This is a genomic window from Actibacterium sp. 188UL27-1 (genome assembly GCF_016901225.1).
Lineage (GTDB): Bacteria > Pseudomonadota > Alphaproteobacteria > Rhodobacterales > Rhodobacteraceae > 188UL27-1.
On sequence record NZ_JAFEUL010000005.1, the window covers coordinates 21,480 to 48,458 of the forward strand.

Genomic DNA, 26,979 nt, shown 5'->3' on the forward strand with positions numbered 1-26,979 from the left:
GCCGATTGCAAAGTCGGTCTGAGGTGTAGGCATTCGGGCGGCCCGGTTCAACCGGTGCACGCTTGCGCTTGACGCGCCCGCCAAGACGGATCACATCAGAAATGGGGTAGTGGTGCCGAACATGCTGAGAAATCAGTCAACAACTAATTGCAGGGCGATAGTACGACCATCGACAACGATCTTGCCAGTCTGCTCAAAGTTCACGGTGATCCGGCCATTGATGCTGGATTGCACCTGGCCGATACCCCAATCGGGGCGGTCCGGGTGGCGTACGAGCATACCTGGCTCAAGAAATGGGTTAAGATCCGTCATGGGGCACGTTCTTTCGTTTATGCGCAAGAGGATCAAGAACTATGGGCGCCGATTCCACCAACCTTTACGAATTGATCGGATCGCGGATCTGCCATGACCTGGTCAGCCCCATCGGAGCCATCGCGAACGGCGTTGAGCTTTTGGGGATGAGCGGAGGGGGCGACAGCGGTCCGGAACTCGACCTGATCAACCAGAGCGTCGAAAACGCCAGCGCGCGGATCAAGCTGTTTCGAATCGCCTTTGGCGTGGCCAGCGCCGAACAGATGGTCGGCCATACCGAAATACAGGGGGTGATCTCCGACTATTTCGAACCCACGCGCCTCAGCATCAGCGCAGCTCAGATCGCCGATTGCCCCCGGCCCGAGGTCAAGGTGCTGTTCCTGCTGCTGCTTTGCGCCGAAAGCGCCATGCCCTATGGCGGCACGATCCGTGTGACCCGGACGGATCGGGTCTGGCATGTCTCGGGCGAAGCGGAAAAGATGAAGACCGACCCGTCGATGTGGTCCTGGTTTGCCCCGGGCCCCATGCCGGAGCCGACAGCCGCACTGGTTCATTTCGCCTTGTTGTCGCAACTCAGCAGCGAAAAGGGCCGCACCGTTCACGCGGAATACGGGGCCGACAAGATCTCCCTGTCGTTCTGACCGGGCGGTGCGGGGTCAGCCCCGCACCGTGCCCTCCCCGCGCACCAGATACTTAAAGCTTGTCAACTGCCTGGCGCCGACGGGGCCGCGCGCATGCATCTTGCCCGTGGCTATCCCGATCTCGGCCCCCATGCCAAACTCGCCCCCATCGGCGAACTGGGTCGAGGCATTGTGCATCAGGATCGCGCTGTCCAACTGGTTAAAGAACCGTTCCGCCGCCTCCGCCTCCCCGGCCAGGATACCATCGGTGTGGTTGGAGCCGTGGGTGCGGATGTGATCAATCGCCTGATCGACACCGTCGACCAGCTTGGTCGCCAGGATCATGTCCAGAAATTCGCGGCCAAAATCCTCGGGAACTGCCTGCTTGGTCCCGGCCAGCTTGGCCAATTCCCCGTCGGCGCGCACCTCGACCCCGGCAGCAACCAAGGCGTCGATCAGCGCGCCGCCATGTTTGGTATAGTATTTCCAGTCGATCAGCAGACATTCCAGCGCGCCGCAGATCCCCGTCCGCCGGGTCTTTGCATTCAGCACCACCTCATGGACCATCTTGGGATCCGCGCTGGGATGCACGTAGATATGGCAGATGCCTTCCAGATGGGCAAAGACCGGCACGCGCGCCTCCTGCTGGACCAACCCGACCAGACCCTTGCCGCCACGGGGCACGATCACGTCGATGGTATCGGTCATCGTCAGCATTTCCGACACGGCCGCCCGGTCCCGCGTCGGCACTTTCTGAATGGCCGCCTCCGGCAGGTTTGCGCCGCGCAGCCCTTCGACCAGGCAGTCATGGATCGCGCCAGAGCTGTGATAGCTTTCAGACCCGCCGCGCAGGATCACCGCATTTCCCGACTTCAGGCACAACGCCCCGGCATCGGCAGTCACATTCGGGCGGCTCTCATAGATCACACCGATCACGCCCAGGGGTGTCCGCACCCGCTGGATGTTCAGACCTGTGGGTTGGGTCCACTCATCGATCACCTCCCCCACGGGATCGGTCTGTTCCGCCACCGCGCGCAGGCCGTCGACAATGCCGCGAATGCGGCCTTCATCCAGACGCAGCCGGTCCAGCATGGCCGCGGATTGGCCCCTTTGTTCGGCAAAGACCATGTCCTCGCAATTGGCGGTGATGATCGCATGACGGTTGGTCCAAACGGCCTCCGCCGCGCCGATCAAGGCCGCATGTTTCCGCTCTGGGGAGGCAAAGGCCAATTCCGCAGCCGCCGTCTTGGCCGCCGCACCCATTTGGGCCATGATCTGCGAAATATCGGTCAGGTCCTTCATCACGCTCTCCTTCGCTGTCAGATGGATTTACGCCAACCAGGCCCATTTGAAAAGGCGGGCCGGGTGTGCTTAGCCCCCGGGGTCAGCGGCCTGTCGATGCGCGACGACACGCATCTCAACCATGACACCCTCCGAGGCAAAGCCCACGACCTCAATCGCCGTCCAGGCGGGATAGGGCTCACACATTCGGTCCGCCCAAATGCGTTTGAACGTGCCCAGATGCCCTTTCAAACCAACATGATAACTGGTCACCTCCACAATGTGGCGCGCATCCAGGTCGGCATCGCCCAAGACCTCGAAAATCTGGTCAAAGGCCGTTTCGATCTGGATCGCGGCAGAGGTCGACGCGACGCCATCCGGTCCCATCCCGCTGAAACCGGTCAGAAACAAAAAGCCATCCATTTCCGATGCCGGCGCCATTTTCCAGTCCCGGTACAGCCCGATCATGGTCGTCGGGATGATCGCCTTTTTGGTCAATGCCTTGATCCTTGGGTTCGTATGATGTCGACAGCGCAGACCGTCACCCCCGGCAAGTTACAGCACCATGTCATCGCGGTGGATCAACGCTGTCCTGCCGGAATATCCCAGCAACTGGGCAATGCGGTCGCTGTGGTGCCCCGCAATCGTCTGTGCCTCCGCCGCGCGGTAATTCGACAGGCCCTGCCCCAACGCAGCGCCATCCGGGCCGTTGATCGCAACCGGATCACCGCGCTCAAACTGGCCTGCGATCTGCGTAACACCGGCAGGCAACAGGGATCGCCCCTGCCCCAAGGCGCGCGCCGCCCCGGCATCCACGGTGATCACGCCACGCGCTTTCATCGACCCGATCCAGCGTTTGCGGGCGGCTTGCGGGTCATCCTGTGCCAGAAACCAGGTGCAGGGCGCGCCATCAGCGAGGGCCTGCAACGGCCGGTCCACCGCGCCTTGGGTGATTGCCATGGCACAGCCCGCAGCCGTTGCCGTCTTGGCGGCCATCAGTTTGGTCTGCATCCCGCCTTTCGACAGGTCCGATACCGCACCGGTGGCCATGGCCTCGATCTGGGGTGTGATCCGCGCCACGGTGTCAAACCGGGTGGCCCCGGCATCCAGCGCGGGATTGGCGGAATAGAACCCATCCACATCCGACAACAAAACCAACTGATCCGCGCCGACCGTCGCCGCGACCTGGGCCGCCAATCGATCATTGTCGCCAAACCGGATCTCATCGGTGGCAATCGTGTCATTCTCATTCACGATCGGGACCGCGCCGATTTTCAAAAGCTGCGCCAGCGTTGCCCGGATGTTCAGGTAGCGGCGGCGATCCTCGCTATCGTCCAGGGTCAACAGGATCTGGGCCGTGGTGATCCGGTGCGGGGCCAGGGCCGCCTCATAGGCGCGGGCCAGTTTGATCTGCCCGATGGCCGCCGCCGCCTGCGACTGTTCCAGCGCGATGGCTCCGTTCCGCAGGTTCAGCACACCGCGCCCCAGGGCGATGGACCCGGATGATACGATGACCACATCGGTGCCCCGGGCCTTGGCCGCCGCTACGTCCAGCGCCAGACCGGCCAGCCAATCCTCGCGCAACGCGCCCGTCGCGCGGTCCACCAACAGGGCCGAGCCGATCTTGACCACAAGTCGCCGTGCCTGCGTCAGGGACGCCACGGTTGATCCTCGTGATCGGCGCCCAATTCCTCGGCCCGCTGGGCCAGGATCGTCTCGCGCAGCTTGCGCAGAACCTCGGTCACGCCCAGTTTGCTGACCCCCGACATGGCCAGCACCGGCCCACCACAGACCTGGGCCACGGCGGCGGATTTCTCCGCAATCTCCCCCTCGGTCAAAGCGTCGATCTTGTTCAACGCGGTGACACGTGGCTTGTGGGCCAAGTCGCCGCCATAGGCGTCCAGCTCCGTCAGGATCGTTTGGCAATCGGTGGCCACATCCTCGGACGTTCCATCAATGAGGTGTAATAATACCGCTGATCGTTCGACATGGCCCAGGAACCTGTCCCCGATCCCCCGCCCCTCGGACGCACCTTCGATCAGGCCGGGGATGTCGGCGATGACAAACTCCGCCCCGTCCACACCCACGACCCCAAGATTGGGGTGCAGCGTGGTAAAAGGGTAATCCGCGATCTTGGGCCGGGCATTCGAGGTCGCGGCCAGGAAGGTCGATTTGCCCGCATTGGGCAGGCCCAAAAGCCCGGCATCCGCGATCAATTTCAGGCGCAACCAGATCGTGCGCTCCACCCCTTCCAGCCCCGGATTGGCGCGGCGCGGCGCTTGGTTGGTGGAGGATTTGAAGTGCAGATTGCCGAAACCCCCATTGCCGCCTTTGGCCAGGATCACGCGATCCCCAACCGCGGTCAGATCGGCAATGACGGTCTCTTCATCCTCGTCCAAGACCTCTGTCCCCGCGGGGACACGCAAAACGATATCGGCGCCATCGGCCCCGGTGCGCTGTTTGCCCATGCCGGGTGTGCCGTTCTTGGCAAAGAAATGCTGCTGGTAACGAAAATCGATCAGGGTGTTGAGCCCCTCCACCGCTTCGACAATCACATCGCCGCCGCGCCCGCCATCGCCGCCATCGGGTCCGCCATATTCGATGTACTTTTCCCGCCGGAACGACACCGCCCCGCCGCCGCCACTGCCCGAGCGGATATAGACCTTGGCCAGATCCAGAAATTTCATCGCAGACCACGCCCCCGGGCGCCTGTTACCTGTTCAGGCGCAGGCGATAGAGGATCAAGGGCGCTTCCTCAACCCGTGCCGCGGATCGACCGGTCTCCTCACCGCAGCGTTCAAACCCCAATTTGCGCAAGACATGACCGGAGCCGGGATTGTCGGTGAAATGATCGGCGCGCACCTCGGACAACCCGAACCGCGCCATGGCGGCGGGCAGGAAGGCCGCCATCGCCTCCGTCGCGAAGCCCTGTCCCCAATGATCCGCGCCAAGGGCATACATCGTGGTGGCCGTACCGGGCTCCCGATGGGGGACAAGGCCCAGAAATCCGATCAACGTGCCATCGGACCGCGTGATGCCCAGGCGAAACCCGTTGCGGCCTTTCCAGCGGCTGGCCTCGATCCAGTGGCGGGCCTGCTCCTTGGACCACGGCGTCGGCACGCTCAGCAAATTGCGCGCGACCTCGGGCACCCCGGCAAGCGTGGTCAGCCGCTCCGCATCCCGCGCCGTCAGCGGCCGCAGGCACAGACGGTCCGTCTGAATGCGCCAGGGATGCATGGCGTGGTACTGTTCCGGCGTGAGCACCATACGGTGTAATAATACCTCATCATCATGGGCCTTGCTGCTAACCATCTCTTGCCCGCAATAACCAAAGCCCAACTTTTTCAAGACGTTGGCCGACCTTGCATTGGCATCGAAATGACCCGACAGCAGTGCCGGAGCAGTAGGCACGAAGAACCAGTCAGCGACAACTGCGCGGGCCGCTTCGGTCAGATAGCCCTGCCCCCAGCAATTGCGCGACAGCCAATAGCCCAACTCCCCCTCGGTCCCGATGAAACCGCGCAGCCCGTTGGCATCTTCGATCACCCATTGGGACCCGGCGCGATCTTTTACGACGTCCAGAAATTCATGGGCATCTTCCAGGCTGTAGGGATGCGGCACGCGGGTCAGCCAGCGAGCAATCTCGAAATCGCCGACTTCCCTGGCAATGGCTGGCGCGTCATCAAACCGGGGTGGCCGCAATGTCAGCCGGTCCGTTTTGATAACAGGATCAGGCATCTATCTGAGTTTCTTCAAGTAGGTCCAGGTCTGCACCTTCCCGCCACGGGCCACGCAATAGGCTTCGGCATCGCCCAGATATTCGAACCCGGCATTGGTCAGGACCCGGGCGGAACCCGGATTGTCCTGAAAAACCTCGCCAAAGATCGTGTCACACTCCTGGGGATTGGCCTGAACGAGCGCGCCAAGCGCCTCGGACGCAAGGCCGGAATTCCACATGGCCGGCGCGACCCAATAGGCAATCTCAGACTGGCGGCGCTTGCCGGCTTCCATCCGCTCCAACGCGATCAGGCCCACCAATTCGCCCAGCCCTGCATCGGAGCCGTCCATGGCCCAGATATCCTCGACCCGGTCATCGGCAGTGGCCTTGCGGATCAGCGCCTCCGCAGCGCCGGGCGGCAAGGGATGCGGGATTGACCGCGTAAAGCTGGCCACGCGCTTGTCACCGGCATACATCTCCAGCAGGCCCTTGTCGGATGCACGCAGCGGGCGCAGTGTCACACGGGCGGCGACAATCACAGGCTGCTTGGTCAAGGTATCAAGTTCCATGGCTGGATCCTCCTGAAAACAATACGTAAATGACGCTGGCCACCGTCAGTGCGGCCAACATCCACATCAGATAACGCTCGGCTGGTGTCCCGCTGACGGACCGTGCGATCCGCTCTCCTCCCCACGCCCAGACGGGGTGTAGCACCGCTTGTGTAACCAAAAAGCAAATGGCGATTGCGACGGTGGCCTGCAAGGCGGGCGTGCCCGGTTGTGTGAATTGTGTGAAACCCGCCGTTATCATCGCCCAGGCTTTTGGGTTGAGCGGATGCACGATCAACCCGGCTGCGAAACCGGGCGCCTGTGCGGCGCCTGACCCGACCTGCAGGCGCATATTGGCGATGCGCCAGGCTAGCCACAGGATATACCCGGCAGAGGCCCATTTCAGCGCCACAAACACAAGCGGCACCGTTTGCGCCAGGGTCATCAGCCCGAAACCGATGGGCCAGATCACCAACTGCTTGCCCAAAGCGACGCCTGCCACGAAGGGCACGGCCGCCCGCAAGCCATAGCGCGCGCCCGTGGCCAGCAACGCCATGTTGGCGGGGCCCGGCGTACCCACCTGGCTGACCGCAAAGATCAGAAAGCTGCCAACAGCGACGCTCATGCATGTCGCGCCTCCCACGCCGCGCGGGTCAGCGCCATGTCGCAATGGGCCAGCACACAATTCTGGGCGCGGCAGACCTGCTGGCTCTTGCCCGTGGGTCGAAATCCCAGACCGGTCAGGATCCGCGCGGAGGCTTCATTACCCAGAAAATATCCCGATATCAGACTGTTACGGCTGGGGTCGTCAAAGAGCATGGTAACAACGGCTGTGGCCGCTTCGCGTCCATAGCCCCGCCCCCAATGGCTGCGGGCGATCCAATAACCCAGATGCGTGCGGGTGGAGACACCGCCGATGACGGCATCCTCCCGTGTCACGGCAATCAGACCCGGCCAACGCGTGCTGCCATCGGGATGCACGATCCGCAGATCGGACCGGGTGAACGGGTGCGGGATTGCCGATGTCCAGCGGCTCACCTCAAAATCATTGAGCAAGTCAATGACGGCTTCTCCATCCGCCGCCACGAAGGGCCGCAGGGACAGACGCTCTGTCTGGATAGGGCGGGTCATGGCGATTTGGCCTGTTTGGCGGCCCATTTCGCAGCCGCCTTTTTGCGCCAGGGCGCGTCCTTTTCCCAATCGCCCGCCATGATGCAGCCATGGGGCACGATCTCGTCCACAACATCGGCGAGGCCGTATTTCGCCATCTGCGCGCGGACGGTGGCCGCGGGTTTATAGGCCGATGGCAGTTCGGAGACATCGATATTGCCGCTAAAGAAGCGCGCATCGATCCCGGCGGTTTCCTCGGTAAAGATCTCGGCCTGGGTTCGCCCGGCCATGGCCCGTTTATGTGCCGTCCGCGAAAAGTTCCGGCCCGCGCCATGGGGCGCAAAGCCCAGATTGTTGCCATTGACCTTGCCCCGGATCAGCAGAACCGGTTCGGCCATGTTCAGCGGCACGATTTGCGTGCCGTTGGTATCAGGCAGCAGGTCGGTATCGACCGGGGTTGCGCCCTTGGCGTGGTAGAACAGATCGCCCTTGCGAAAGACAAAGTTATGTTCGTTCCAGAACCGCTCCTGCACCTCGGCCTCGGCCAAGGCGGCGGTGGCCCGGTGGATCACGTCGTGGTTGTCCTTGGTCCAGGCGCGGATCAGTTGCAAGGCGTCCCAATAGGCGCGCCCCTCGTCGCTATCCGCCGGGATCCAGGCATTTTGCTTTAGCACCCCGTCGGACAGTTTGGTCCGCCACCGCTCTGCCGCGACCATGCCCTGCTTATAAAGGCCCGCCCCCGGCCCGCGCGAGCCGTGATGCGTCACCAGGCAGGTCGTGCCCTTGGCGCGGGAGGTGCCGACATAGGCGAAGTGGTTCCCATCGCCCTGGGTGCCCAGCTGAACATGGGTCGAGCGCAGGATCTTGTCAGTGTTCAGAAAGCTGTTGCCGCGGAAGGCATCGTAAAGCTCCGGGTTCAGCGTGTAGCGCTGCCCGTTGGTGCGGCCGCCCGGGCCGAAATGGGTGGCCTTGTGGACGGCATTCAACACGTTGGCCGGATCGCTGTCGGCAAATTCGGTGACCATGACCGAACAACAAATGTCGGCGGAGTGCATGCCGGGATGGATCGCGTTTTGTGCCACGACCACCCCGCCGACCGGGATCGTGCCGTCAGGGCCTGACGGGCAGGCATCTGGCATCACAGCGCCGCCCCGGATGGTGGGGGTCCGCATCAGAATATCCATGGTCTGGCGGACCTTGGTCACATTCTCGACCTCGGCCTCGGTCTCAGCCTCAATATTGAAGGCGTAATCGGGCGCGGTCTGCAATTTGATCTTGGCCGCAGGTTTGTTGTCAGCCACCCAGTGGGCCAGCGCGTCGCCGTCCAGGCCCAACTGGTTGACCGTCTTTAGGGCGTGACCCAGGTCCGCGCCTTGTTGAAATCCCAGAGCAATCAAATCTTTACCGGTCACAGGCATCGGGCTCTCCGTCGCTACGGTTACGATGTGCCGCGAAATCGCGGCGGGAATGTGCCAGTCCTGTGAAATGCAAAAGGGACCGGCGATCTGCCGGCCCCTCTGGAAAATCTCTAAGCCCTGAGGTTTCGGCTTATTCTGCGGCCTCTGCTACCGGGAGGACAGAAATGAATGTTCGACCTTTCAGGCCTTTGTGGAACGTGACTGCGCCTTCGGTCACCGCAAAGATCGTATGATCCTTGCCCAGGCCCACGCCTTCACCCGGCCACCATTTGGTGCCGCGTTGACGCACGATGATATTGCCGGGTATCACGGCTTCGCCACCGAATTTCTTTACGCCCAGGCGACGGCCCGCAGAGTCGCGGCCGTTGCGGGAGGAACCACCTGCTTTTTTATGTGCCATCTATCGTTACTCCTGCTCGGCCGAGAACTGGGTCGCTTGTTCAATCCAGTTATCACGTTCGATACGTCCTTTAAAGGACAGCTTGTCATCCATATAGGCAATCTCTGCCGGACCCCAAGCCATGATCTGATCAAAGTGGAACACACCGTTTTCGTGCAACAACCCTTCCAGTTTGGGCCCGACGCCGGAGATTTTTTTCAGATCGTCCGGTTTGCCGTCGCGCGCCTCAGTCAGCAGGTTGCCTGGTTTTTCACCGGCGGGTGCGGCATCGGCAGCCGGTGCGTCGGCCTTGGCGGGCTTTTCCGCAGCTGGGGCGCTGGCTGCGACAGCAGCGCCGGACATAGATCCGGCACCTAAGGCCGCCATGACGCCAGATGCATCTGCACCGCTTTCCAGAATATCCGTCACACGCAGCAGCGTCAGTTGCTGGCGATGCCCCTTCGTACGCTTTGAGCCGTGTTTCCGGCGACGCTTGACAAAGTGGATGACCTTCTCGCCCTTGATCTGTTCGATCACCTCGGCCTGTACCCCGGCGCCGGCAACAGTGGGCGTGCCGATCGTCGTACCAACCATCAAGATGTCGTTGAATTGGACGGTATCACCCGCCTGGGCCGCCAGCTTTTCAACCCGCAGAATGTCACCTGATGTGACGCGGTATTGCTTGCCACCGGTCTTGAGGACCGCAAACATATCGTCTTCCTTTTCGGTTCCGCGTCGCATCGGCCCCCGGTTGCCCGGTGTTTTGGTGTCTATTGCAACACCGCCTTAGGACAGCGCGCCCGTTCGGGCGTTTCATGTGGTAAACGTCAAAGCGTCAAGGGTGGCCGTATCGCGAAAGAGACAGAACCTGTCAAGGTAATTTGCTTGTCAGATGTCTTCACCGGACAAGAACTGCGACGCGGCCAGGCCCAGATCGCGCGAAATCGTGACAAAAAGCGCATCAAACGCCGAAAAAAGCGCGCGGTTCAGGGCGGCCCCCTCATCTGTTTCGGACAATGCCGTATAGGCGGCCAATTCGTCATCGGAGAGCGGCTGGTAGGCCAGGCTGAGATAGGAGAACACCCAGGTTTCCGTCTCGTCCCGGATCTCCCCTTCCTGGCTCCAGACATCGCGCAGCATATCCTCTTCACTTAAATCGACATCCAGCGCGCCCCCATCAGCCAGTCCAAGGTAAAAGGCGTAATTGGCATTGAGCGCGCCAACCACGTTGGAATCGACCAATTCATTAACCTCGACAAATTTCTTGAGCGCCGACCGACGCGCATCATCCGCATCGTTTTCGGACAACCAACGCTCGCGGGTCGCATCCTCAACGGCCTCATCCAGCAGGGCACGTCGCGCCGAAATCTCTAGAGAAACAATACGTTTGCCGGGCGCCGATCCGAAAAAATCAAGCAGTGGCGCGATATCCGTCCCCTGAAGGTCCTGATCCAACTGATCGCCCACGATGCGCGCCATCCGGTCGGGCGCATAGATATCCTCCACCAGCCCCGTCCAGCGATCACTGCCGCGGCCCGGAAACATCTCCTCGCGCAAGTCCGCGCTGTAACTCAGCCCCTCTTCCCGCATGATCGAAATCAACTCGGACATGCCCAGAGCATCGAGCAGCGGTTCGACCCGTCTATCTGCCGATTGTGCAAAGCCCGGCATCACGATCGAAACCATAACGAAAACCGCGAGCAAACGCGATGTGAGGCGGCGTATCATCCCAAGTCTCCAGCACATTAAACTCAACTGTCCTAGGCTGGATCCGTTAACAATCCAAGAGCACTGCCCGGAAATTGCCGCGACACGTCAAAAACCGCGCATGAAGGTTATTGCAGTATGACCGCGAAAGCCCTAAGCAATCAAAGATGTGGAGAGGTGCCGGAGTGGTCGAACGGGGCGGTCTCGAAAACCGTTGTGGGTGCAAGCCTACCCAGGGTTCGAATCCCTGTCTCTCCGCCAAATCCTTCTCTTTTTGTGCTTAATTTTTGCTGGTCATCTTATCAGCACATCAGAGTGTTTTACCCGCACGGTGCCGATGAATTTCGAATTTTATTTGAATGAGCTGAACTGTTCATAAATCTGCAATTCCAGCTTATGATAATAGAAATGCGGTTCATTTTTGTCTCACATTTGCATTCGGACACATGTTGTAAAACTAAATTGCAGTTTAACGACCCATGAAATCTTAGGAGTTTCTTTTAACCCTTGGCGTAGTCGTATCGCCATTCACCAAATCGGTGAAATGTCGATCTGTAGGGGGTTATCATATGTCAAAGACTGGGTTCGTCGCGCGGCTCGCGTGGCCGATACGTGTTTTAGCATTATTCGGTTTCGGCATTGTTTTGGTGGTCAGTATTTCACCCCGGATGCTATCCCATCTCGCGACATCTGCAGTGGTCAACGCCCCCATAACCACGATCCGATCTCCGTTGGAGGGCGTGATCGAAACCTACGCGCTCAAGCCAGGATCGCCAGTGACGTCCGGTGAACAGGTTGTCCGGTTTCGAGAGGCGCATACAGACGAGACTTTCATCGCTGAGCTTGAGTCCCGCTTGGGAAAGGCCGTCTCCACCGAGGAAGCGGTGAGTGCTCGTATCGCCGTTGTCGAGACTGTTCGTGAAGAACTGATCGACCGCCACGCCACGTATATGGCGTTGCAACTCAATGTCTTAACCCTTCAGGTCGAAGAACTTGATGCCGAAATTGTCCGGGCCCAGGTTCGGTTACAGACGTTGAAAAATGACGAACAGCGCAAGACGGCCCTGCTGGATCGGGGGGCCTTGCCCAAGCTTGAGGTTGTCTCTGCCACATCCATGGTGGCTGAACAGGAAGCGCTGATTGACGAGTTGATCGCGACCCGGGCCGTGCGCCAACTCAAGCTCAAAGCGATTGGTGACGGTGTCATCATCGGCCCCGAGGGGATGGATACGCCCTATACCCAACAGCGGCTTGATGAAATCGCCCTGCGATTAGCTGCCCTTTACGACGATCTTGCCGACCAAGCCGCAGAACGGCGCGCCGTTGAAAGGCTTTTGATCGAAGAACGTGCCATCTTTCAAAAAGAGAATGCAATCACACTGACCTCGCCGGTCTCTGGTATTGTGTGGCGATCTTCCGGTCAGATTGGCCGCCCTGTCCTGCCGGGCGACGATGTTGTTGAAATTCTGAATTGCGATGCACGGTTTTTGGAAGCCTATTTGCCGGAAACGACATTTGGATCGCTTGAGGTGGGGGATGTCGCTGAAATTCGACTGACGGGCGATGAAAGGCATTTCAAGGCGCCTGTCACATCGATCCTGGGCCATGGTGCGCGCTTCGATCACCCTAATTTGGCGGCCCAAGACAATTCGCCCAAAAAGGGGATGATGCGAGTCATCGTCGCCTTGGGATCAGAACATCTGGCCTTTGAAGGTACGAATTTCTGCCATGTCGGGCGCACGGCCCTGGTGTCCTTTCCGCGCGATCTTTCGGCCATCGACCAGGTTTTGATGTCTTTGCGCAAGGCGAGCTCAGCATTGTCATCTTTCTGGACAACAGCTTCGGACGCACCGGGCAACACCCCGTCCCAGAGGAGCTGACCAGGTGTTTCCGGCCGTTCCTGACTACCTGTTGCCCCTAGCGGTAGTGGCGTTCTTGGCCATTTGCTTCGTGCCGGGCCAAACCCGCGGCCGGTTTCAGAACACTATCTTATATTGCGGCGTGATCTATCTGTTGGCGACCTACATGTGGTGGAGGGTCACCGTCACGATCGTACCAACCGATGGAGTGACGGGGTATGCGCTGCTGGTCTGGCTGGTCTTTGCGATCGAGTTGGCGGCCTGGTTCGATGCTTCCATTCTTTTTGCACAACTTGCCTTTCGAACCGATCGATTGGAGGAGGCCAACGCCCACGAAGCCCGGCTGCGCGACATGGATCCGGCCAACCTGCCCCATGTCGATATCCTGATTGCAACCTTCAACGAACCGCTGGACGTGCTGGAGCGCACCATCATCGGGGCATGCACACTCGATTGGCCCGCCGACAAATTGCATGTCTATGTCCTTGATGACGGTCAACGGGATTGGTTGGAAGCTTATGCCGCACGCAAGGGCATCGGCTACCTGACCCGTACCAACAATATTCATGCCAAGGCAGGAAACATAAATGCCGCCCTACAGCGGACGTCATCCGAATTCTTTATGATCCTGGATGCCGACTTCATTCCACAACATAAGATGTTGTATCGCATGGTCGGTTTCTTTGAGGACCCCAAGGTGGGCATTGTCCAGGTGCCCCACGATTTCTTCAATTTTGACCCGCTGCAAACAAATCTTGCGATGCGCGCCTCGATGCCGTCGGACCAAAAGATGTTCTTTCGGGAGATCATGCGCGGGCGAGACGGCTGGAATTGCGCGTTCTGTTGCGGATCAAATTCCATTACGCGCAGAACCGCCATGGAGGAGATCGGAGGGGCGATGCCCACCGGGTCCATCACCGAAGATATGCTGCTGACCCTCGCATTTCTGCGCAAGGGATATGTCACGCGATATCTGGCGGAACGTCTTGCCATCGGGTTGGCTCCGGAATCGCTCGATGCGTTTTTTGTCCAGCGATCCCGTTGGGCGCAGGGTGCTTTGCAGATCCTCTATCTAAAGGAAGGCCCGCTGGGACCCGGCCTGCGCCTGCATGAACGCCTGATGTTCATGCCAACCCATTGGCTGACGCAATCACTGATGCAGGTCATGTCGCTGGTTCTTCCGATCACGTATCTTCTGTTCGGGTTCATTCCGATGGTGAACACGACCGTCGAAGACCTGTTCTATTACCAGTTCCCCCTGATCCTGGCGACAATCCTGGCGCTGCGCCGACTGGCGCCTGACGCCTACTTTCCCTTGCCCGCGACGGTTCTGGCCACGCTACAGAGTTTTCGGTTTTTACCGATGTTGCTCAAGACACTGGTGAAGCCCCACGGCCACAAATTCAGGGTGACGCCGAAGGGGTCAGACGCCGATGGACGGGCCTATGATGGCTATACCGTGCGGCTCTGCCTTGTCTTGATCGTGCTGACCAGCGCCGGTTTCCTGCTCAACATTTGGTCGGGGAAGACCCAGGCCGATGCCCAGCAGCTCTTTCCGATTGTCACCATCTGGTCAACGATAAATGCGTTGGTCATCGGTGTGGTCCTGACGGTGGCATTTGCCCGCCCCGTCCCGCGAAAGGAGGAACGGTTTTTGATCAGCGAGCCAGCAACAATCTGGCGCCAAACCAACGAGAAACTGCCTGTACAATTGGTCGACCTGTCCTTGTCGGGGGCGCAGTTCACGTTGGAAGGTCACGATTTGGGCAAAGACGAATGGGTCCGGCTGGATATCGCGGGGATCGGCCCGATCATTGGCACGGTTCTTTGGACACGCCGCGGCGCGACTGGCCTGAAATTCTACCACGCCTCTGACGTCTCCCGTGACGCGCTGATTGCCCGGATCTTTGCCAATTGCGCGGGAGCGATCCCGACAGAGGATAAGGTGGGCAACATCACCGCCGATATGCTGGGCGCCATTTTCAAACCCAATCGCAGCATGGGTCCGATGGCATCGGCGGAGCCGACTCTTCCGCCGAAGGAGGTTTTGGCATGGCATGCCTCCTCCAGCGGTGTTGCCGATAGCGACCTGGATCTGTTTCTTTGGGAGCATGAATTGGGCACCGATGGCACCCGAACGGCCCGTGATCAAAAGATGGCAGCCGAGGACATGTCGAAACAGGAGACTGATTTGGGCCTGCCCGATCGGCGAAGAGCCTGATCATGTTGAAAGGCAACAGTCATCATAAGGAAGGCCGTCGGATCATCGCCGTTTTCAATCGACACCGAGCGGGGTCCCGGCCAACCTGCCTTATAAACGGGTCTCTCGGACAACTGGCGGCAATTGCGCCGAAATAAGCGCAACTATAAAGCCTCCTCCTGCATAGAGGCTGAGCCCACGACTCGACCATATTGACAAACGGCGGAGCCATAGGCCGATCGACGCGATGTCGATGAAGTCCGGGAAGCTTTCCGCAGCCCTGTCGTGATGGCTGGCGGCACGGCACGTATTTTTTAGCTTGTTGAAGCACCGTTCGACCAAATTGCACGAGCGGTAAAAGAACCGGTCGACGCCAACGCGCTTCCTTTGTGGCTTGCGCATGGGAATGACGAGGCCCACATCGCGCGGGAGCGTCATGCGAAAAACTTGAAGCACGTAACAGTGCCTGAAATCATAGATTTCAACGCGTTACGTGATGCGAGATGCTTCAGATATTTCGTCAGACGCTCTCGTCCATGGTTTTCCGAATGATGTCAGCATCATATCCTCTCTCGGCCAAAAGCATGACTGGCTGTGGCAGGGTGTCTGCCGTCACCGGATCGAAACCAAGATCATCGGATGTCTGACCCGGCCTGATCTCCGCCCCCCAGGCGGCCCTGCCGAATGGATGAGGAGGTGGATCTTTGCCGTGGAAGCACGGCGCAAACGGCCAAAACCCTGTCGCGGGGGCCTTCGGACGTTCAAGGCTACAGATGACCCGCCGGATCGTTGGCGAACGCTTTTCATCCCTTCAGCGTCCAGCGCCTCCCTCTGATTGATAGCTGGGCAATCAACTACCGAGCAATGGATGACGGGCTCGGATCACGGTGCTGTCGATCATTTGAAGGTCGTCTGGCATGGCCCCACTTTGGTTCATGGCGTCCATGATCTCCTCCCAGAGCCCCGCCAGCGTCCAGCGCCGGAACTGCCGGTAAACGCTTGACCGTTTGCCGAATTCCTCTGGCACGCCAGAGGGAGCCCGTCCGCGCAATCCGGGAAATTCCATCAAGAACAAGACGATGGTTATGGGCTTGCGCCTATTCTGGGCGCGGATTGTAAGACTGAACCGCTCAAAGAGCGCCCGTCCTTCATCTGATGCCAGGTCTCGTGCCAAGCTGACGCCCATGGCAGATAGCAGCTTGCACCGCGCTCTGTGAGGCCCCTTTGTTAACATGGCCCAGGCCGCAGATTTGGTTGGCGCTTCACGCCAAAATACTATGCTGAATAAGGGTGTCGGGCAGATATTTCCGAAAGCATCAGACATCTGTCAACGAATGTGCTTTGCCAGTTCAACGCCGACCTTATCGGTCGCGCGAACGACCGGAAAGTAATTGGTCGCAATCCCCTCCCCGAGAACACCGGGACAGTGAACCAACGCCCCCGTATTGGCGTAAATCAGCTCCTCCTCGGCGAAGGTCAGGCATACAACCCCCTTGCTGCGCGCGAAATGCACCGGGCCGATCCCGGCAACGCCACAAAGCTGGCGGGCCTGGCACAGCCGACCTTCCCCATGGGCAAAGGCAAACAACCCGTCCCAACCCACCATCACATGCTGGTTGGCTAGAACGAACAGATCCTGACAGACATTCAACTGCCCGCCGGGCAAACGCACCACCATCGAGCCATTGTTGCGCATCATCCGCCGTTGCAACCGCATGATGGGCCGCAACCCACCATCATAGGTGTAAACGGATGTTCCGATTTTCAGGTTTTCGACCCGGCGCCACCCTTGAGCCGTCTCTACCAGGGTTCCGCCCAGCAGACCGGCCCGCCCGCCAACGGGTTCAAGCCATTCCACGCTGGCCGTATCGGCCCCTCTCGGACCAGGATCCACGTATCCCATTGCATCACCGTAATCGCCGCTGGTGCCGGATTGCTGCGACAGGCTTGGTCATGCCCCTCATCCGATCACTTTTGCGACTCCCCTCGAATAGAGAGAGTATCCGACGGGACCGACCTTGCGAAGCGTGATCCGAGATCAGCGGCTAAATGACGTCCGACACTCGACGAAACCCCGTCGCCACCACAAATTTTTCCGAACTATCGGCCCGGCTGGCGCCTGGTTTGACATTCGCGACCTTGGTAAACCGCTTTTTCAGGTCCGCTTGCAAGCCCCCCTCGGCCCCGCCCGCCAGCACCTTGGCCACGAACGTCCCCCCCGGGGCCAGCACATCGAACGCGAAATCCGCGGCCGCCTCGCATAGTGCAATGATCCGCAAGTGATCCGTCTGCTTGTGCCCGGATGAGGCCGCGGCCATGTCTGACATCACGACATCGGCCGACCCGTCGAGCCATCCGCGCACCTTGTCGTCTGCGCCCTCGTCCAGAAAATCCAGCACATGCAGATCGGCCCCGGCAATGGGCTCGACATCCTGCAGGTCAATGCCCAGCACGGTGCCGACGCGCTTGCCCGATTTGGTGCCCAGTGCGTTCACCCGGTCCACCGCGATCTGACACCAACCGCCCGGCGCGCATCCCAGATCGACAACCCGCGCCCCCGGCACCAGAAAGCGAAACTTGTCATCCAGCTCCTGGATCTTGTAGGCCGCTCTGCCCCGCAGCCCTTCTTTTCGGGCGCGCTGCACGTAGGGGTCATTGAGCTGTCGTTCCAACCAAAGGGTGGAACTGAGTTTACGACCCCGCGCCGTCTTGACCCGCACACGCAAATCCCGCGCACCACGTCCGCTTGTCTTTTTCGCCACGGGCTTTGCTCTCCGAAAGGATCGTTGGGATGGGCTGATAGCGGGCAGTGGACCGGGAATGCAAGCACCCTAAAACGGGCCATCCTCCAGCACGCCATCGGCAGACATCTGGGCGTATAGCAATCCTTCGCGAAGGCCGCGATCCGCCACGCTCAACCGATCTGTCGGCCAGACCCGGATCAGCGCCTGCAGGATCGCCGCACCAGACATGATCAGTGTCTGGCGGTCGCGCCCGATCCGCGGATCTGCCTTGCGCCCGGCCTCCCCCATGGTCAGGTAATCGGCAATCACCGCATCGATCTGATCCGAGGTCATGCGCAACCCGTCCACCTTGGCCCGGTCATAGCGGCGCAGGCCTAGGTGACTGGCCGCCACCGTGGTGACCGTGCCCGACGTGCCGATGATCTGAAACCCGTCGCGCGGTTGCGTGCATTCATAGGGTTTGAACCCGGCCAGATGCTCTTCAAAACAGCAGCTCATCAGGGCAAAGCGCGCACTGTCGCTGGCCACATCGGCAAACTGATCCTTCAGCGTGGCCACACCCAGCGGGACAGAGATCCAGTCGACGACACGCGCCGCCGGGAACGGGCTGTCGGTGGTGTTGAACCCCTGCCGCAGCCGCATGATCGCCCGGGGCCGGTCGATATTGGGCACGCGTGTCAGATCGATCCAAACCAGTTCGGTGGAACCGCCACCGATATCGACGACCAACAACTGCTCGGTCTTGGTGGAGACCAGCGGGGCGCAACTGACCACGGCCAACCGCGCCTCCTCCTCGGGCTGGATGATCTCTAGCCGCAGACCGGTTTCGCGCTTTATGTAGCGGATGAAATCGCGGGCATTGCGCGCACGGCGGCAGGCTTCGGTCGCGACCAGACGCATCCGGCGCACTTTGTGCTGCTGAAATTTCTTGTTGCAGATCCGCAGCGCCTGCACCGTGCGGGCCATCGACCCCCGGCTCAAACGACCCGATGTTTCCAGACCGGCGCCCAGCTGAACCGACTTTGAAAAGCTATCCACAACATGAAAACCGCTACCCTTGGGCTGCGCGACAAGCATGCGGCAACTGTTCGTGCCAAGGTCGAGCGCGGCATAGGGCGCGACCGGGTCTGCCACGGTGGGTGCGGGAGGACTGACCGCTTTCGGAAACGCGCCCGCACCAGTGGGACGCTTGGGCGGCATATCGCCCTCCATTTCTAGTTAAGTAAGCGTAGACCCATCTTTTCGGCAGCGCAAGAATTTGCCCGTAGTTCTTTGGACTTACCGTAGAATCTGGGCAATCAACGTATCCACAAAACGGGTTTGCGTCGCTCCGGTCGCGTGGGATGTCGAAAAATGGCGCCAGTCCCCCATATCTAAGGCCTAGACAGGACTCCAAAGCGTGGAAGGGAATCAGACACCATGCCCGACGTCACCATTGTTTATTGGCGCGATATCCCGGCACAGGTCATCGTTGGTAAGGGGCGTCGCGGCGCAAAGCGGCCCCTGCCCGAACGGTTTGAACAGGCCATTGACAGATGCGCGATGAAGGTCGGCGCCAAGGAAAGTGATGCCTACCTGTCTGAATGGCGCAAGGCCGCACCCTACCCTATGGACGGGGATCAAGATGCCGTGGCGGAGGCGGAAGCCACGCGCCTGGATACCGAATATGACGTAAACCGGATCAAAACCCTGATCGCGAATGATGGTTGGGCGTAACGCCCTTGAACAGTGGAAAGGACGCGCCATGGCGCTTTTGAACTTCAGACCGCGCGAGACCTTTTCCCCGGACAAAGCGGCATTGAGTGCTTTGCTTGATGGTTACTCGATCGAGGTGATGCCTCGCACCGCCGCCAAGATCGCCGATTTCAAGGCGCTGCTGCCGCGCGGCACGCGTGTCTATATCGCCCATATCGACGGCACCCCGATTGAGGATATGGTGGACACCGCCAAACGCCTTGCCGCCGATGGGTATCCGGTTATGCCGCATTTCCCCGCCCGCATCATAGCCGATCAGGCGATGCTGGCTGACTGGATCGCGCGGTATCAGGGGGAGGCTGGGGTCGACCAGGCCCTATTGCTGGCGGGCGGGGTCGCGACGCCACGGGGCGATTTCAGCGATTCCATGCAATTGCTGGAAACGGGTCTGTTTGGCGCGGCAGGGTTCAAACGGCTCCATGTGGCCGGCCACCCCGAAGGCAATCGCGACATCGACCCCGATGGCGGGATGGCGCATGTCACCCAAGCGCTCCACTGGAAACAGCGTTTTGCCGACACATCCGATGCCGAGATGGCCATTGCCACCCAATTCGCGTTCGAGGCAAAGCCGGTGATCCGATGGGCCGATGACCTGAAGGCCGCCGGTATCGACCTGCCCATCCATATCGGCGTGGCCGGTCCCGCAAAGTTGCAGACCATGATCAAGTTCGCCATTGCCTGCGGTGTGGGGCCATCGCTGCGCGTACTCCAGCACCGGGCCAAGGATGTCACCAAGCTGCTGCTGCCATTCGAGCCCACGGAAATTCTGACGGAGCTTGCCGTTCACAAGGCCGCCCATCCGGATTTCAACATCGCGCGGGTGCATGTCTTCCCTTTGGGCGGCATTACCGCGTCGGCAAACTGGGTCTCGCAGCATGGCGGCCGCCCCGCCGCTGGTGTTTCGGCCCCATAACCACCATAAGCCCGTGCAAGAGCATCGTATCGCGAGGGTCGCCCTCCGCGACCCCCGCCCGTGACCCATAACCAAAGGCAGGCCCATGACCCGCACCGTGATCGAAAGCAAAACGAAGACCGTCACCATCGGCTTTGACGAGCCCTTTTGCGTCATCGGGGAGCGGATCAACCCAACGGGCCGCAAGAAACTGGCCGCAGAGCTGGAGCAAGGCGACTTCTCCACGGTCGAAAAGGACGCGATTGAACAGGTGGCCTGTGGCGCGATGGTGCTTGATGTCAATTCGGGCGCCGTCTTCACAAATAAGATGGCCGAAGACCCGCGCTATGCCGACAACAACTTTGTCGAACCCCCGTTGATGCGCGATCTGGTGACCCGCATCCAAACCCTGGTCGATGTACCCCTTTGCATCGACAGCTCCGTGCCCGGCGCGCTCGAAAACGGGTTGGAAGCAGCCGAAGGCCGCCCGCTGCTGAACTCCGTCACGGGTGAGGAGGAGCGCCTGGAAACCATCCTGCCCCTCGTCAAGAAATACAATGTTCCCGTCGTCGCTATTTCGAACGACGATACCGGCATTTCCGAGGATCCAGAGGTCCGCTTTGCCGTCGCCAAAAAGATCGTCGAACGTGCCGCGGATCACGGCATTCCCGCCCATGACATCGTGGTCGACCCACTGGTGATGCCGATCGGCGCCATGGCCACGGCGGGCCACCAGGTCTTTACCCTGGTGCGCCGCCTGCGCGACGAACTTGGTGTGAACACGACCTGTGGCGCGTCGAATATCAGCTTCGGCCTGCCCCATCGCCACGGCATCAACGCCGCTTTTCTGCCCATGGCCATCGGGGCCGGCATGACCAGCGCCATCATGAACCCCATTCGCGCAGTGGAGATGGAGGCGATCCGCGCCGCCAATTTCCTGATGAACCACGATGCCAATGGATCCGCTTGGATCGGCTTTTCCCGTATCCTCGACGCCGTCGCAGAGGGCACGCCGTTTCCCGAAGCCAGCAAAGCCGCCGCATCGGCCGGGTCTGGCCGGGGAGGACGCCGCCGTCGTCGCGCCTGATCCCCATGGCGTTTCGCCCAGCGACAGTCGAGGACCTGCCCGCCATCGTAGCACTTCTGGCGGATGATCCCCTGGGCGCCCCGCGGGAGGCCAACCTGGACCCCTTGCCCAAGGCATACCACGATGCCTTTGCCCGGATGCAACAGCAACCCGGCAATGACCTGATCGTGGCGGTGGATCAGGACAGCGTCATCCAGGGCTGCCTGCAATTGACCATCACCGCCGGTCTCGCGCGTCAGGGGCTGATCCGCGCAACCATCGAAGGCGTGAGGATCGCAAAGGCACATCGCGGCACGGGCCTGGGCACCCGACTTTTTGAACATGCCATTGGTCTGGCCAAGGCGGCGGGATGCGGGATGATTCAACTCACCACGGACAGTCAGCGGACCGAGGCGCACGGCTTTTACACCCGGCTTGGCTTTACGCCGTCCCATGTGGGCATGAAACTGACGCTCTCACCACACGACGCGCCTGAACAAACCAGGATCCGACATGGCTGAAACCCGCAAAACCCTACCGCTGGTACTGGCCTACGCCCTGTCGGTGTTGGTCTTTTGCGCCGGAATCATCGGCCTTTTGGTCTACATGCAGATTTTCGACCGTGTCATTCTGGCAGACGGAAACTCCTGGATCGCGCCGCCCCTCCTCGCCGTCGCGCTCGCTATGGTCTTGGTCCCAGCGCTTGGGTTGAACTGGATCCGCTTGCGCCTCTTCGAAAGGGCAGAACCAACACGTCCAGGTCCGAAGCACAAGACAGGCGTTGCACCGCGGGCGCGTCATATTGATTTTTGGCTGCTGCCCCTTCCGATCGGCGTGCTATTCCTGCTTCATTGGTCGGCTGGCGGTGTGGCCATATTGGCGATCGCAGGTTTTGCGTTGTATCTTAGAACAGGCCGACGCCCGCCAAAAAACACCACGGGCAGGGCCCTGATCGCCGCGATCCTGGCAGTTTCGGTCGGATGTCTGCACGGTGTCATTCTGCTACTTGACAGGCGGATGACCCTAGGCGCCATCGTGGTACTGGCCGCACTTTACAGCGGTATTGCCGTCGTTCTGGCCAGACACCCCGGATGGTCAAAGGCCAAATAGACCCGCACCCCAACCTGGCAGTCAGTTTGTCAAAAGCCGTGGCCGCCCACCAGATCGCGGATCAGCGACGATGCCAGCCGCCGCGTCGATGATCAGCACATGGCCCAGATGGGTCAGATGCCAGGCCTCCGCCTCCTCCAGCGGCACCATGAACAGCGCCATCCCGTCTGACTGGTTCTCGAAAACCATCAACCGATAGCCGCGCCGTTCGGCCAGAGGCTGCAGATCGGGAAACATCATCACCTCGGGCCGGTCCCCATAGGCGGCCTGCGCCTTGGCCAGCACCTCCGTGCGTTCATTATCCGTCAGCGGCGCAACGCCATACAGCGAAAACAGGGTTCCCAACTGGTCGTCCCAATCGTCATCGTTGACCATGGTCAGAACGTTGAATTTCCAGTCGAGCCAGATGGCCATTTCGGAATGATCCAGCATCTCACTGATCAGGATCTGTCCCCAGATCCCGTCCTCGAACTGATCCGGACGGGTGCTGTCCAGATCGACCTCCATCATATCCAGTGCCTCATATCCCGTCGCCGCCGGATCAGACAATCGCGCGACTGCGGCTTCCCCCAGAAACGCGCGGGCAAATCGCATCACGGTGCTTTGCGCGGCTTCCTTGGCCGCGCCAGACCCGGCCGCACTGATCAGGCCAAGGGCTACCAATCCGCTTTGCAGGAGTCTCAGCATGGCCACCTCACCACTGACTGATCTCCATTATAGGGTACAATAACACCACATCAAACCCTTGGCCGGTCCGGGGCACAGCTTTTTTGTCCCAGAATATACCAGTATTCGTCTAAACCGTGGTCGCAGCATCGCCAACGGTAGATTGGACCTCCCGCCGCAGGGGCCACAGGAACAGGGCCAGAAAGCCGATATTGGCCGCCACGTTCAGCGGTGCCCCGGCCAGAACCGAACCGATGCCATCAATCACGAACCAGCCCATGACCGAGATCAGAAAGATCCGGCGCATGGCCACCGGGGCCGCGCGATAGGGTGCGCCCGCCAGAAGCCACATCATCAGGCCCCATCCGACAAAGCCACCCCCGCAAATCGCCGCCAGCAGGCGGGCATCTTGTAGCGCCATGGTTTGGACGCCGTCCAAGGGCCAGAACAGTATATCGGCAAACAGCGCAATCGGCAGCGCCGTGGGCGGCCAGGCTGCCAGCATCGTCAGCGGGCCAAAGGCAATCACGGTCGCGGCGGCAATCCGCAACCCGCGGATCTGGTCATCAACTGTCATGGGTCTACTCCTGTGTTTGCTCTGCCCCCAGACTTGCCGGTGCCGGTGCCGCCAAACAATTACCCGAAGGGTAAGTGATTTTGGGCGATACACGGTCTAAATCCACACCATGGACAGTTTCGGAGATCACCTGCGCCACTGGCGGGCCCTGCGCCGGATGAGCCAACTGCAACTGGCCATGGCCGCTGATGTGTCAGGTCGCCATGTCTCGTTCCTGGAATCGGGACGAGCCCGTCCCAGCCGTGGCATGCTGCTGAAACTGGCAGAGGCACTGACTGTGCCCCGGGATGCGCGCAACACCATGCTTGAGGCGGCGGGGTTTGCCCGGCTCTATACCCGGTCTCGGCTGGCGGACGATCACATGTCGGCCATTCGGGCGGCCATGCAAACCCTAATCACGGGGCATGATCCCTGCCCCGCCCTGATCATGGACAAGGTCTGGCGCATCGTGGATCTCAATCGCAGCGGCCAGATCCTGTTCGCCCAGGTCGGTCTCTCACTGGGCGACAGCCTGCTGGGTGTCGCGACCCAACCCGACCGCGCCGCCGCCATGATTGAAAACTGGGGCGAGGTCGGCCACCACATCTTGCACCGGTTGCGCGCCGAAAGTCGTGCGGCAGGTGGCGTTCACATGCTTGATCAGGCCGCGCGCCAGCTTGAAAAGGATCCCGCCATCGCCGCCTTTGTCCCAGGCGCGTCACTGCCCCCGATCCTCTCGACCATCTACCGGGCGGGATCGCTGCGCCTGCCCCTTTTTTCGACGTTTGCACAGTTCAGCGGGGCCGAAGACCTAGCGCTGACCGACCTCAAGATCGAATTGATGTTTCCCGCCGATGCCGCCGCAGCCGCCCTGTTGCAAACCCTCGCATGACGGCGCCGGGACAGAATGTGCCGCTGGGTCGCCTTGCGGTTTCCGCGCACCAGCCTAAGACATGGGAACGACAGCAAAGGCAGGCGAGATATGGCATCAGACGATCCCCTCGTAATCTTCACCCCCTCGGGCAAGCGGGGCCGTTTTCCCGTGGGCACACCCATCCTGACCGCGGCGCGTCAATTGGGTGTCGATCTTGACAGTGTCTGCGGCGGGCGCGGCATCTGTTCGAAATGCCAGGTCACACCGTCCTACGGTGCCTTCCCCAAACACGGCGTCACCGTTATCGACACCGCCTTGTCCGCCTGGAATGCGGTCGAAGCACGCTATGACGAAAAACGCGGCCTGACCAAGGGCCGGCGCCTTGGATGCCAGGCCACCGTCCAGCACGACGTGGTCATCGACGTGCCCCCCGAAAGCCAGGTCCATAAACAAGTGGTCCGCAAGGAAGTTACGGCGCGCGCGATCAAGATGGATCCGGCCACCCGCCTTGTCTGCATAGATGTCGCAGAGCCGGATATGCACGACCTGTCCGGTGATTGGGAACGGCTGGCAGGGTCGCTAGATAAATCATTTGGCATCAAAACGCTGCAGCCCGGCCTTGATGTCCTGACGAAACTTCAAACCTCCCTGCGCAAAGGCGATTGGCAGGTCACCCTGGCCGTCCATCAACCCGATGCAGACAGCCCGGCCCAGGTGCTGGATCTATGGCCCGGTTATTTCGACACGCCGCTTTACGGGCTGGCCATTGATCTGGGCTCCACCACCATCGCAGCGCATCTTTGTGACCTGACCGACGGCACCGTCCTGAGGTCCGGCGGGATTATGAACCCCCAGATCCGCTTTGGCGAAGACCTGATGAGCCGCGTCTCCTATGCCATGATGAACCCCGGCGGCGATGCAGAAATGACGGCCGCCGTGCGCGATGCCCTAGATACGCTGATCGCCGACCTTGCCAGCCAGGCGGATATCGCGACGGACCGCATCGTCGAACTGGTCTGCGTCTGCAATCCGGTCATGCACCACCTTTTGCTCGGCATCGATCCGGTGGAACTGGGCCAGGCCCCCTTCGCGCTCGCCACATCCGGCGCACTCCGCATTCCCGCGCGCGATCTGGATCTGACCAGCCTCAACCGCGCCGCGCAAACCTATATGCTGCCTTGTATCGCGGGCCATGTGGGGGCGGATGCCGCCGCCGTCGCGCTGAGCGAGGCCCCCGACCAGTCCGATGATCTGGTCCTCATCGTCGATGTCGGCACGAATGCAGAGATCCTGCTGGGCAACCGCGAACAGGTCCTGGCCTGCTCCTCCCCCACCGGTCCGGCCTTTGAGGGGGCCCAGATCAGCTCCGGCCAACGCGCGGCACCAGGCGCCATCGAACGGGTGGAAATCAACCCGACCACCAAGGAACCGCGGTTCCGGGTCATCGGATCCGATCTGTGGTCCGACGATCCGAGCTTTGACGAAACCGTCACGGGGATCTGCGGCTCAGGTATCATCGAAGCCGTGGCCGAGATGCGGATGGCAGGCCTGGTCGATCCCTCGGGCCTGGCCGGAAGCGCCGCCCAAACCGGCACGGCGCGCATGCTGCCCGAAGATCGGACCCATGCCTATCTCATCCACGATGCCACAGCCACGGGCGGCCCCAAGATCACCGTCACCCAAGGCGATATTCGTGCCATCCAGCTTGCGAAATCCGCGCTCTATGCCGGTGCGCGCCTGCTGATGGACGAAATGCAGGTCGACCGCGTGGACCGCGTCGTACTGGCCGGGGCGTTCGGCGCCCATATCTCGACCAAGCACGCCATGGTGCTCGGTATGATCCCCGACGCACCGCTGGACAAGGTCACCTCTGCCGGGAACGCCGCGGGCACGGGCGCCCGGATCGCGCTTTTGAACCGGGCCGTGCGCGCCGATATCGAACAGACCGTCCAACGGATCACCAAGGTCGAAACCGCCATCGAACCTCGCTTTCAGGAACATTTCATCAACGCAAATGCGTTGCCCCATGCCGTCGATCCATTTCCTGAATTGTCCCGCGTCGTGAGCCTGCCAAACGTTAGTTTCAATGCCAGCGCTGCCGAAGGCGGACGGCGCCGTCGCAGTCGGGCGTCTACGTCATAAGACATGGATAAACGCCTAAAAA

At 60.7% G+C, this 26,979-nt stretch carries 28 protein-coding genes, 1 tRNA gene and 1 pseudogene; 11 read left to right on the forward strand and 19 right to left on the reverse strand.

Annotation, left to right across the window (positions count from 1 at the left end; genetic code table 11):
• Positions 1 to 132 precede the first annotated feature (132 nt).
• The gene (locus tag IU397_RS08410; protein WP_204412277.1) at positions 133 to 312 is read right to left on the reverse strand and encodes a DUF3553 domain-containing protein; all 180 of its coding nucleotides are present in this window, start codon (positions 310 to 312) and stop codon (positions 133 to 135) included.
• 41 nt (positions 313 to 353) lie between these two features.
• Here IU397_RS08410 and IU397_RS08415 point away from each other — a divergent pair, with 41 nt between their 5' ends.
• Complete coding sequence (locus IU397_RS08415) at positions 354 to 953, forward strand: histidine phosphotransferase family protein (RefSeq protein WP_204412278.1); 600 nt, start codon at positions 354 to 356, stop codon at positions 951 to 953.
• A gap of 15 nt (positions 954 to 968) precedes the next feature.
• On the opposite strand, the gene IU397_RS08420 is transcribed toward IU397_RS08415, so the two are convergent.
• The 12 genes from IU397_RS08420 to IU397_RS08475 all read right to left on the reverse strand — a co-directional run bounded on the left by IU397_RS08420 (position 969) and on the right by IU397_RS08475 (position 11,114).
• A complete protein-coding gene (locus IU397_RS08420; protein WP_204412279.1) occupies positions 969 to 2,234 on the reverse strand; it encodes a glutamate-5-semialdehyde dehydrogenase in 1,266 nt (421 codons plus the stop codon).
• A gap of 69 nt (positions 2,235 to 2,303) precedes the next feature.
• Entirely contained in the window at positions 2,304 to 2,711 is a 408-nt protein-coding gene (locus tag IU397_RS08425) for a Rid family hydrolase (protein ID WP_204412280.1), read from the reverse strand.
• A gap of 57 nt (positions 2,712 to 2,768) precedes the next feature.
• Complete coding sequence (proB, locus tag IU397_RS08430) at positions 2,769 to 3,875, reverse strand: glutamate 5-kinase (protein WP_204412281.1); 1,107 nt, start codon at positions 3,873 to 3,875, stop codon at positions 2,769 to 2,771.
• Positions 3,863 to 4,900, reverse strand: a complete 1,038-nt coding sequence (gene obgE / locus IU397_RS08435) for a GTPase ObgE (protein WP_204412282.1) — start codon at positions 4,898 to 4,900, stop codon at positions 3,863 to 3,865. Before obgE ends, proB begins: the two co-directional genes overlap by 13 nt.
• Before the next feature lie 25 nt (positions 4,901 to 4,925).
• Positions 4,926 to 5,951: a GNAT family N-acetyltransferase gene (locus tag IU397_RS08440; RefSeq protein ID WP_204412283.1), complete on the reverse strand. Its 1,026-nt coding sequence runs from the start codon at positions 5,949 to 5,951 to the stop codon at positions 4,926 to 4,928.
• Positions 5,952 to 6,500 carry a GNAT family N-acetyltransferase gene (locus IU397_RS08445; protein WP_204412284.1) on the reverse strand — a complete coding sequence of 183 codons (549 nt, stop codon included), beginning with the start codon at positions 6,498 to 6,500 and terminating at the stop codon, positions 5,952 to 5,954.
• Complete coding sequence (locus IU397_RS08450) at positions 6,490 to 7,104, reverse strand: LysE family translocator (RefSeq protein ID WP_204412285.1); 615 nt, start codon at positions 7,102 to 7,104, stop codon at positions 6,490 to 6,492. The genes IU397_RS08445 and IU397_RS08450 overlap by 11 nt, the downstream gene beginning before the upstream one ends.
• Complete coding sequence (locus IU397_RS08455; protein ID WP_204412286.1) at positions 7,101 to 7,610, reverse strand: GNAT family N-acetyltransferase; 510 nt, start codon at positions 7,608 to 7,610, stop codon at positions 7,101 to 7,103. The genes IU397_RS08450 and IU397_RS08455 overlap by 4 nt, the downstream gene beginning before the upstream one ends.
• A complete protein-coding gene (locus IU397_RS08460) occupies positions 7,607 to 9,007 on the reverse strand; it encodes an RtcB family protein (protein WP_204412287.1) in 1,401 nt (466 codons plus the stop codon). The genes IU397_RS08455 and IU397_RS08460 overlap by 4 nt, the downstream gene beginning before the upstream one ends.
• Positions 9,008 to 9,137: 130 nt before the next feature.
• Entirely contained in the window at positions 9,138 to 9,407 is a 270-nt protein-coding gene (rpmA, locus tag IU397_RS08465; protein ID WP_204412288.1) for a 50S ribosomal protein L27, read from the reverse strand.
• Positions 9,408 to 9,413: 6 nt separating this feature from the next.
• On the reverse strand, positions 9,414 to 10,097 hold the full coding sequence (locus IU397_RS08470; protein ID WP_204412289.1) for a 50S ribosomal protein L21: 684 nt from the start codon (positions 10,095 to 10,097) through the stop codon (positions 9,414 to 9,416).
• Positions 10,098 to 10,274: 177 nt separating this feature from the next.
• A complete protein-coding gene (locus tag IU397_RS08475) occupies positions 10,275 to 11,114 on the reverse strand; it encodes a DUF2059 domain-containing protein (protein ID WP_204412290.1) in 840 nt (279 codons plus the stop codon).
• 150 nt (positions 11,115 to 11,264) lie between these two features.
• Here IU397_RS08475 and IU397_RS08480 point away from each other — a divergent pair.
• The 3 genes from IU397_RS08480 to IU397_RS08490 all read left to right on the forward strand — a co-directional run bounded on the left by IU397_RS08480 (position 11,265) and on the right by IU397_RS08490 (position 15,173).
• Positions 11,265 to 11,354 (forward strand) — tRNA-Ser (locus IU397_RS08480).
• Positions 11,355 to 11,662: 308 nt separating this feature from the next.
• Positions 11,663 to 12,973 (forward strand): HlyD family secretion protein, encoded by a 1,311-nt coding sequence (locus IU397_RS08485; protein ID WP_204412291.1) that lies wholly within the window; start codon positions 11,663 to 11,665, stop codon positions 12,971 to 12,973.
• Positions 12,974 to 12,977: 4 nt separating this feature from the next.
• Positions 12,978 to 15,173, forward strand: a complete 2,196-nt coding sequence (locus IU397_RS08490) for a glycosyltransferase (RefSeq protein ID WP_204412292.1) — start codon at positions 12,978 to 12,980, stop codon at positions 15,171 to 15,173.
• A 511-nt stretch (positions 15,174 to 15,684) separates the two neighbouring features.
• Here IU397_RS08490 and IU397_RS23840 read toward each other — a convergent pair.
• From IU397_RS23840 to IU397_RS08510, 4 genes and pseudogenes are all read right to left on the reverse strand, one after another.
• A pseudogene (locus IU397_RS23840) lies at positions 15,685 to 16,338 on the reverse strand (transposase); the annotation flags it as partial.
• 141 nt (positions 16,339 to 16,479) lie between these two features.
• On the reverse strand, positions 16,480 to 17,055 hold the full coding sequence (locus IU397_RS08500; protein ID WP_204412294.1) for a Hint domain-containing protein: 576 nt from the start codon (positions 17,053 to 17,055) through the stop codon (positions 16,480 to 16,482).
• Positions 17,056 to 17,197: 142 nt separating this feature from the next.
• Positions 17,198 to 17,914, reverse strand: a complete 717-nt coding sequence (locus IU397_RS08505; protein ID WP_204412295.1) for an RlmE family RNA methyltransferase — start codon at positions 17,912 to 17,914, stop codon at positions 17,198 to 17,200.
• Between the two features lie 69 nt (positions 17,915 to 17,983).
• Positions 17,984 to 19,096, reverse strand: a complete 1,113-nt coding sequence (locus tag IU397_RS08510) for a Ppx/GppA phosphatase family protein (RefSeq protein ID WP_204412296.1) — start codon at positions 19,094 to 19,096, stop codon at positions 17,984 to 17,986.
• A gap of 219 nt (positions 19,097 to 19,315) precedes the next feature.
• Between IU397_RS08510 and IU397_RS08515 the strand changes: the two genes are divergently transcribed.
• From IU397_RS08515 to IU397_RS08535, 5 genes are all read left to right on the forward strand, one after another.
• Positions 19,316 to 19,612, forward strand: a complete 297-nt coding sequence (locus tag IU397_RS08515) for a virulence factor (RefSeq protein ID WP_204412297.1) — start codon at positions 19,316 to 19,318, stop codon at positions 19,610 to 19,612.
• 28 nt (positions 19,613 to 19,640) lie between these two features.
• Positions 19,641 to 20,564, forward strand: a complete 924-nt coding sequence (locus IU397_RS08520) for a methylenetetrahydrofolate reductase (RefSeq protein ID WP_204412298.1) — start codon at positions 19,641 to 19,643, stop codon at positions 20,562 to 20,564.
• A gap of 85 nt (positions 20,565 to 20,649) precedes the next feature.
• Complete coding sequence (locus IU397_RS08525; RefSeq protein WP_204412299.1) at positions 20,650 to 21,630, forward strand: methyltetrahydrofolate cobalamin methyltransferase; 981 nt, start codon at positions 20,650 to 20,652, stop codon at positions 21,628 to 21,630.
• Positions 21,631 to 21,635: 5 nt separating this feature from the next.
• Positions 21,636 to 22,130, forward strand: a complete 495-nt coding sequence (locus IU397_RS08530; RefSeq protein WP_204412301.1) for a GNAT family N-acetyltransferase — start codon at positions 21,636 to 21,638, stop codon at positions 22,128 to 22,130.
• Positions 22,123 to 22,719 carry a hypothetical protein gene (locus IU397_RS08535; RefSeq protein ID WP_204412303.1) on the forward strand — a complete coding sequence of 199 codons (597 nt, stop codon included), beginning with the start codon at positions 22,123 to 22,125 and terminating at the stop codon, positions 22,717 to 22,719. Before IU397_RS08530 ends, IU397_RS08535 begins: the two co-directional genes overlap by 8 nt.
• 21 nt (positions 22,720 to 22,740) lie before the next feature.
• On the opposite strand, the gene IU397_RS08540 is transcribed toward IU397_RS08535, so the two are convergent.
• Together IU397_RS08540 and IU397_RS08545 are read right to left on the reverse strand one after the other, a co-directional pair.
• On the reverse strand, positions 22,741 to 23,406 hold the full coding sequence (locus IU397_RS08540; protein ID WP_204412305.1) for a hypothetical protein: 666 nt from the start codon (positions 23,404 to 23,406) through the stop codon (positions 22,741 to 22,743).
• Positions 23,407 to 23,515: 109 nt separating this feature from the next.
• A complete protein-coding gene (locus tag IU397_RS08545; RefSeq protein WP_204412307.1) occupies positions 23,516 to 23,962 on the reverse strand; it encodes a hypothetical protein in 447 nt (148 codons plus the stop codon).
• 109 nt (positions 23,963 to 24,071) lie between these two features.
• On the opposite strand from IU397_RS08545, the gene IU397_RS08550 reads away from it, so the two are divergent.
• Positions 24,072 to 24,833, forward strand: a complete 762-nt coding sequence (locus IU397_RS08550) for a helix-turn-helix domain-containing protein (protein WP_204412309.1) — start codon at positions 24,072 to 24,074, stop codon at positions 24,831 to 24,833.
• 90 nt (positions 24,834 to 24,923) lie between these two features.
• Complete coding sequence (locus tag IU397_RS08555; RefSeq protein ID WP_204412318.1) at positions 24,924 to 26,957, forward strand: ASKHA domain-containing protein; 2,034 nt, start codon at positions 24,924 to 24,926, stop codon at positions 26,955 to 26,957.
• Positions 26,958 to 26,979 lie beyond the last annotated feature (22 nt).